Origin of the sequence: Brevundimonas sp. EAKA (assembly GCF_000698025.1) — a bacterium.
GTDB lineage: Bacteria > Pseudomonadota > Alphaproteobacteria > Caulobacterales > Caulobacteraceae > Brevundimonas > Brevundimonas mediterranea_A.
On the sequence record NZ_JMQR01000170.1, the window covers coordinates 1 to 5,219 of the forward strand.

At 67.2% G+C, this 5,219-nt stretch carries 7 protein-coding genes; 3 read left to right on the forward strand and 4 right to left on the reverse strand.

Annotated elements, in window-relative coordinates; translation table 11 throughout:
- Together ER13_RS15895 and ER13_RS15900 are read left to right on the forward strand one after the other, a co-directional pair.
- Positions 1 to 227: SPOR domain-containing protein (locus ER13_RS15895; RefSeq protein WP_035310836.1), on the forward strand; the 227-nt coding region annotated here is incomplete at its 5' end.
- 151 nt (positions 228 to 378) lie between these two features.
- A complete protein-coding gene (locus ER13_RS15900) occupies positions 379 to 1,005 on the forward strand; it encodes a TetR/AcrR family transcriptional regulator (protein WP_035310838.1) in 627 nt (208 codons plus the stop codon).
- Here ER13_RS15900 and ER13_RS15905 read toward each other — a convergent pair.
- Genes ER13_RS15905 through ER13_RS15915 form a run of 3 tightly spaced genes read right to left on the reverse strand, consistent with a single transcriptional unit; the run spans position 1,002 to position 3,922 of the window.
- Positions 1,002 to 1,754, reverse strand: coding sequence for an A24 family peptidase (locus ER13_RS15905; RefSeq protein WP_035310839.1), 753 nt, complete (start codon positions 1,752 to 1,754; stop codon positions 1,002 to 1,004). The genes ER13_RS15900 and ER13_RS15905 overlap by 4 nt on opposite strands.
- A gap of 33 nt (positions 1,755 to 1,787) precedes the next feature.
- A complete protein-coding gene (locus tag ER13_RS15910; protein WP_008259671.1) occupies positions 1,788 to 3,656 on the reverse strand; it encodes a ferrous iron transporter B in 1,869 nt (622 codons plus the stop codon).
- Entirely contained in the window at positions 3,656 to 3,922 is a 267-nt protein-coding gene (locus tag ER13_RS15915; protein WP_008258842.1) for a FeoA family protein, read from the reverse strand. The genes ER13_RS15910 and ER13_RS15915 overlap by 1 nt, the downstream gene beginning before the upstream one ends.
- A gap of 153 nt (positions 3,923 to 4,075) precedes the next feature.
- Here ER13_RS15915 and ER13_RS15920 point away from each other — a divergent pair, with 153 nt between their 5' ends.
- Positions 4,076 to 4,594 carry a cytochrome c family protein gene (locus ER13_RS15920; RefSeq protein WP_035310842.1) on the forward strand — a complete coding sequence of 173 codons (519 nt, stop codon included), beginning with the start codon at positions 4,076 to 4,078 and terminating at the stop codon, positions 4,592 to 4,594.
- A 4-nt stretch (positions 4,595 to 4,598) separates the two neighbouring features.
- On the opposite strand, the gene ER13_RS15925 is transcribed toward ER13_RS15920, so the two are convergent.
- A partial coding sequence (locus ER13_RS15925) for an efflux RND transporter permease subunit (RefSeq protein WP_035310846.1) occupies positions 4,599 to 5,219 on the reverse strand: 621 nt, incomplete at its 5' end.

Consider the following 5,219-nt stretch of genomic DNA (forward strand, 5'->3'; position numbering starts at 1 on the left):
GGGCGGTGCAGGTCGGCGCCTTCCGCGACGAAAAGGTCGCGACCGACTGGCTGGCCGAGGTCAATCGTCGTTTCCGCGCCCAGTTCGCCAGCGCCGAGCGTAATGTTCAGACGGCCGGCGACTGGTACCGTTCACGCTTCACAGGCCTGACCGAAGACACCGCCAAGGCCGCGTGCGACGCCCTGTCGGAACGGCGCGTGACCTGCATGGTCATCCGTCCCGACTGAAATGCGACGGGATGGCCGTCTGCGCTGGTCTTTCCGGCGAGGTTCAAATACCCTGAACTGTCTTAGAACGACGTTCTTCCTTCTTATCTGAGCGAATCTCGCGGATCATATCTCCGCGCACGACCCCGTTCAGTTTCCGACCATCGAGGACATGGCCGACACGACCAACAAGCTGGGGCACAAGATCGGCGCGCGGGGCGGGCGCACGCGCCAGGCGATCCTCGACGCGACCCGCGCCCTGCTGAACGAGCGGCACTATGGCGAAATCCGCGTGGCGGACCTCGCCTCGGCCGCCGGGGTGTCGCCGTCCAACTTCTACACCTATTTCAAGACGGTCGAAGAGCCGGTCCTGGCCCTGTGCGAGGCGGCGGCGACGGATTTCCAGGGCCTGGCCGCCCATTTCCAGGCGGATTGGCCGGGCGACAAGGCCTTCGCCATCGGCCGGGCCTTCATACTGGACGTCATGGCCATCTGGCGCGATCACGGTCAGGTGCTGCGGGTCGAGCACATGCTGGCCGACAACGGCGAGGCCGCCTTCGTCGAGAGCCGGGTGCGTCGCCTGCGCCGCCTGCACCTGGCGATCGAACGCCGCGTCGCCCAGGCCCATGCCGCAGGCTTGCATCCCAAGGATTACAGCCCGCGCCTGGCCTCGTACCAGATCGCCTCCATCGCCGAATCGACCGCCGCCAGCTTCGACCTGCTGCGCCGGGCCGATACGCCTGAGGCCATTCTGGACACGGCGGCCATCATCATCGTCAAGCTGACGACCGGGCGCTAGAACCCGAGCGGCCCGTACAGCCAGGTCAGCCAGATCCCGACGGCCAGGAAGACGCCGAACGGCAGTTTCTGCGTTGCGCTGACCGAACGACGCACCACCAGCAGGCCGAACACCAGGCTGAGACCGACGGCCGAGGCCCACAGCAGCACGCTGGGCAGACCCAACCAACCGACCCAGGCGCCCGCGCCCGCAAACAGGAAGGGATCGCCTCCCCCCAGGCCGTCGCGCTTGCGGACCGCCTTGTACAGCCAGCCGACCAGCCAAAGACCGCCAAACCCGACCGCCGCCCCGATCAGGTGCGTCAGGACCGAATCCCGGTCGATCAGTGCCGCGGCGATCAGGCCTGTGGCCGCCAACGGCCAGGTCAGGACATCGGGCAGCCAGAAATTCTCGGCGTCGATAATGGCGATCAACAGCAGTTGCCAGCCCAGGACGGCGGTCGCGGCGACCATCAGCCACGACGACCCGCTGAAGCCCGCCCAGACGCCGATCCCGGCGGCCCCCAGCTCGATCAGCGGATAGCGCGGCGAGATGGCCGCGTCGCACCGCGCGCACCGCCCACGCAGTACAAGCCAGCTGAACAGGGGAACCAGTTCCCACGGCCGCAGGGTCTGGTCACAGCCCATGCAGCGCGACCGCGCGGCCACGATATCCTCGTCACGCGGAAGGCGCACGCTGACCGCCGCCAGGAAGCTGCCGATGATCAGGCCCAGCAGGCCCAGGACGACGGCGGCGACGGCAGGGCTCATCTCGGGGTCCAGTCGGTTAGGAACCGCCCCCGCTTAGCCGCCCCCGAGCGCCACCGCCACATGATAGGTCACGAAGGACGCCAGATAGGCCAGACCGAACATGTAGCCGATCATGATCCAGGTCCATTTCAGCGAATTGGTCTCGCGCTTCACCACGCCCAGGGTCGCCACGCACTGGGGCGCGAAGATGTACCAGGCCAGGAAGGACAGGGCCGTCGCCAGCGACCATTGCGACGACAGGGTCGAGGCCAGAAGCCCGGTCGCATTCTCGGCGTCGGCGATGGCGTAGGTCGTGCCCAGGGCCGCCACCGCCACCTCGCGCGCCGCCATGCCGGGGATCAGGGCCACGACCATCTGCCAGTTGAAGCCGATGGGCGCGAAGATCGGCTCCAGCGCCCGCCCGATCATGCCGGCGAACGAATAGTCGATGTCCGGCATGGTCGCGTTCTCGGGCGGATAGGGGAAGGTCGCCAGAACCCACAGGATGATCACCAGCGGCAGGATGATCCGGCCGGCGCGGTTGACGAAGATCTTGGCGCGAATCCAAAGGTTGAAGACGACGCTCTTGAAATCCGGAACCTTGTAGGTGGGCAGCTCCATCATGAAGGGCTCCACAGCCCCGCGCCAGAAGACCTTGCGGATCACCAGCGACACCAGCAGGGCGCTGACGATGCCCGCGGCGTAGAGGCCGAACATCACCAGGCCTTGCAGATTGACGAAGCCCCAGACGGTCTCGTTGGGAATGAAGGCCGCGATGATCAGGGTATAGACCGGAATCCGCGCCGAACAGGTCATCAGCGGCGCGACCAGTATGGTGGTCAGGCGGTCGCGCTTCGAATCGATCACCCGCGCCGCCATGATGCCGGGAATGGCGCAGGCGAAGCTGGACAACAGGGGGATGAAGGCCCGGCCGTGCAGCCCCGCCCCGCCCATGATCTTGTCCATCAGGAAGGCGGCGCGCGCCATATAGCCGAAGTCTTCCAGGGCGATGATGAACAGGAACAGGATCAGGATCTGCGGCAGGAAGACCAGCACGCTGCCGACCCCCGAGATGATCCCGTCGACAATCAGACTTTGCAGCAGGCCGTCGGGAATGAGCGCGGCCACGCCGGCGCCCAGCCATCCGACGATCCCCTCGATCCCGTCCATCAGGGGCGCGGCCCAGCTGAACACGGCCTGGAACATGGCGAACAGGATGATCATCAGAATGATCATGCCGCCCAGCGGATGCAGCAGGACGCTGTCGATACGCCCCGTCAGAGTGTCCGGCCGCTCGGGCGGGCGCACGCAGGCCTTCATGATCCGTTCCGCCTCGCGGGCGGCGGTGCGCAGCTCGGTCGCGTCGGGACTGCGCCACTGGTTCTCGCTGGCGGCGGCGACATCGACCTGGGTCTCGACGGCGGCGATCAGATCGTCGATTCCGCGCTTGCGCGTCGCGACCGTGGTGATGATCGGCACGCCCAGTTCGGCGCCCAGTTTTTCCAGGTCGATCCGCAGGCCCTGACGCTGGGCGATGTCGTACATGTTCAAGGCCAGGACCATGGGCCGGCCGACGGCCTTCAGCTCCAGGACCAGGCGCAGGATCAGGCGCAGATTGGTGGCGTCGGCCACGCAGACCACCACATCCGGCGGGGTTTCACCGGCCAGCCGGCCCAGGACCGCGTCGCGGGTGACTTCCTCGTCGGGACTGCGGGCGCGCAGCGAATAGGTGCCGGGCAGGTCCAGCACCGACATGGTCCGGCCGGAGGCGGCGCGGATCAGCCCCTCCTTCCGCTCCACCGTGACCCCGGCGTAGTTGGCGACCTTCTGGTGGGCGCCGGTCAGGGCGTTGAACAGGGCCGTCTTGCCGCTGTTGGGATTGCCGACCAGGGCGACGCGGGCGGTCTTCAGGGCCATGTCCATCAGGCGGCGTCCAGCCTGATCGTCAGACTGGCGGCCTCGTGGCGGCGCAGGGCCACGCGCATGTCATCCACCTTGATCGCGATGGGATCGCGACCGAACAGGCCTTCGTGCAGCAGTTCGACGTGCGCGCCCTCGACGAAGCCCAGTTCAAGCAGGCGGCGTTCCAGTTCAACCGCCTCGCCCTGGTGGTGACAATGGGCGCCCACCTGGGTGATCACGCCTTGATCGCCGCGGCGGGCCTGGCTCAGCTTTATGGTATCGGTCAAATCTAGACTCGCACGGGCGGACGCCGCCCCCCGGCGACTCCGCGTTTCTTTGACACTGATTATCAGGTGCGCGCCCCATCCGTCCAGCAGGACAGCTTGACCAATTGCTGCGTCCGGAGTTTTCCCTATGTCGCGCGAAAACTGGAGCCCTTGATGAGCCGTCTCACCCCCCTCGCCGTTCCCTTGATTCTGGCGCTTGCCGCCTGCGGCCCGGGCGATCGGCCCAGCAAGACGGGCGACGAGGGCCGACCGGCCGCCAAGCCGGCGCGCGTCGCCACGGATGCCGAAAAGGCCAGTCTTCTGGCCGCCCTGCCCGCACCGTATAACGCCGGAGACCTGGCCAATGGTCGTCGCGTCTTCGCCCGCTGCCGCTCGTGCCACACCATCGGGCAGGACGGGCCGGATCTGGCGGGACCGAACCTGCACGGCGTGTTCGGGCGCAAGGCGGGGGATCGCCCGCGTTTCAACTATTCCAACGTCATGCGCACGGCGGAATTCACCTGGGACGCCGAAAAGCTGGACCACTGGCTGCAGAATCCGAAGACCTTCCTGCCGGGCAACAAGATGAACTATCCTGGTCTGCCCGATGCAACGGACCGCCGCGACGTCATCGCCTTCCTGAAGGTGGAGACGGGCTATAAGCCCCAGAGCCCGGCGGCGCCCGCCTCCTGATCCTTCAGCCCTCTTCGATGGGTTTGGGTCCGCCCTCGCGCATTTCCTGGGCCTCCCACTCCGCGATCTTGCGGGCGGTCCATTCCGGCGACTTGGTGAAGCGCGCCAGCACGCCATAGATCACCGGCACGACGAACAGGGTCAGGACGGTGGCGAAGATGGCGCCGGTGAAGATCACCACGCCGATGGTCTGACGGCTGCCGGCGCCCGCGCCCTGCCACAGCACCAGCGGCAGGGCGCCGAAGGCGGTGGCGATGGAGGTCATGATGATCGGCCGCAGGCGAAGCGACGCCGACTCGATGATCGCCTCGCGGATCGACCGGCCCTGGTCGCGCAGCTGGTTGGCGAATTCGACGATCAGGATGCCGTTCTTGGCCGCCACCCCGATCAGGATGATCAGGCCGATCTGGCTGTAGATGTTCAGGCTGGACCCCGCCATCAGCAGGCCGAACAGGCCGCCCGCCGCCGCCAGCGGCACCGTCAGCATGATGACCGCCGGGGTGATCCAGCTCTCGAACTGGGCCGCCAGCACCAGGAAGACCAGCAACAGCGCCAGGCCGAAGGCCGCCAGCACAGCCCCGCCCGCCTCCTGCTGATCGCGTGCGGCGCCGCCCCACTGGGTGAT

What these genes read in the sequence shown, in the direction of transcription:
- ER13_RS15900 (WP_035310838.1), top strand. Translation starts at nt 379, where the DNA reads ATGGCCGACACGACCAACAAGCTGGGGCACAAGATCGGCGCGCGGGGC.
- ER13_RS15905 (WP_035310839.1), bottom strand. Translation starts at nt 1,754, where the DNA reads ATGAGCCCTGCCGTCGCCGCCGTCGTCCTGGGCCTGCTGGGCCTGATC.
- ER13_RS15910 (WP_008259671.1), bottom strand. Translation starts at nt 3,656, where the DNA reads ATGGACATGGCCCTGAAGACCGCCCGCGTCGCCCTGGTCGGCAATCCC.
- ER13_RS15920 (WP_035310842.1), top strand. Translation starts at nt 4,076, where the DNA reads ATGAGCCGTCTCACCCCCCTCGCCGTTCCCTTGATTCTGGCGCTTGCC.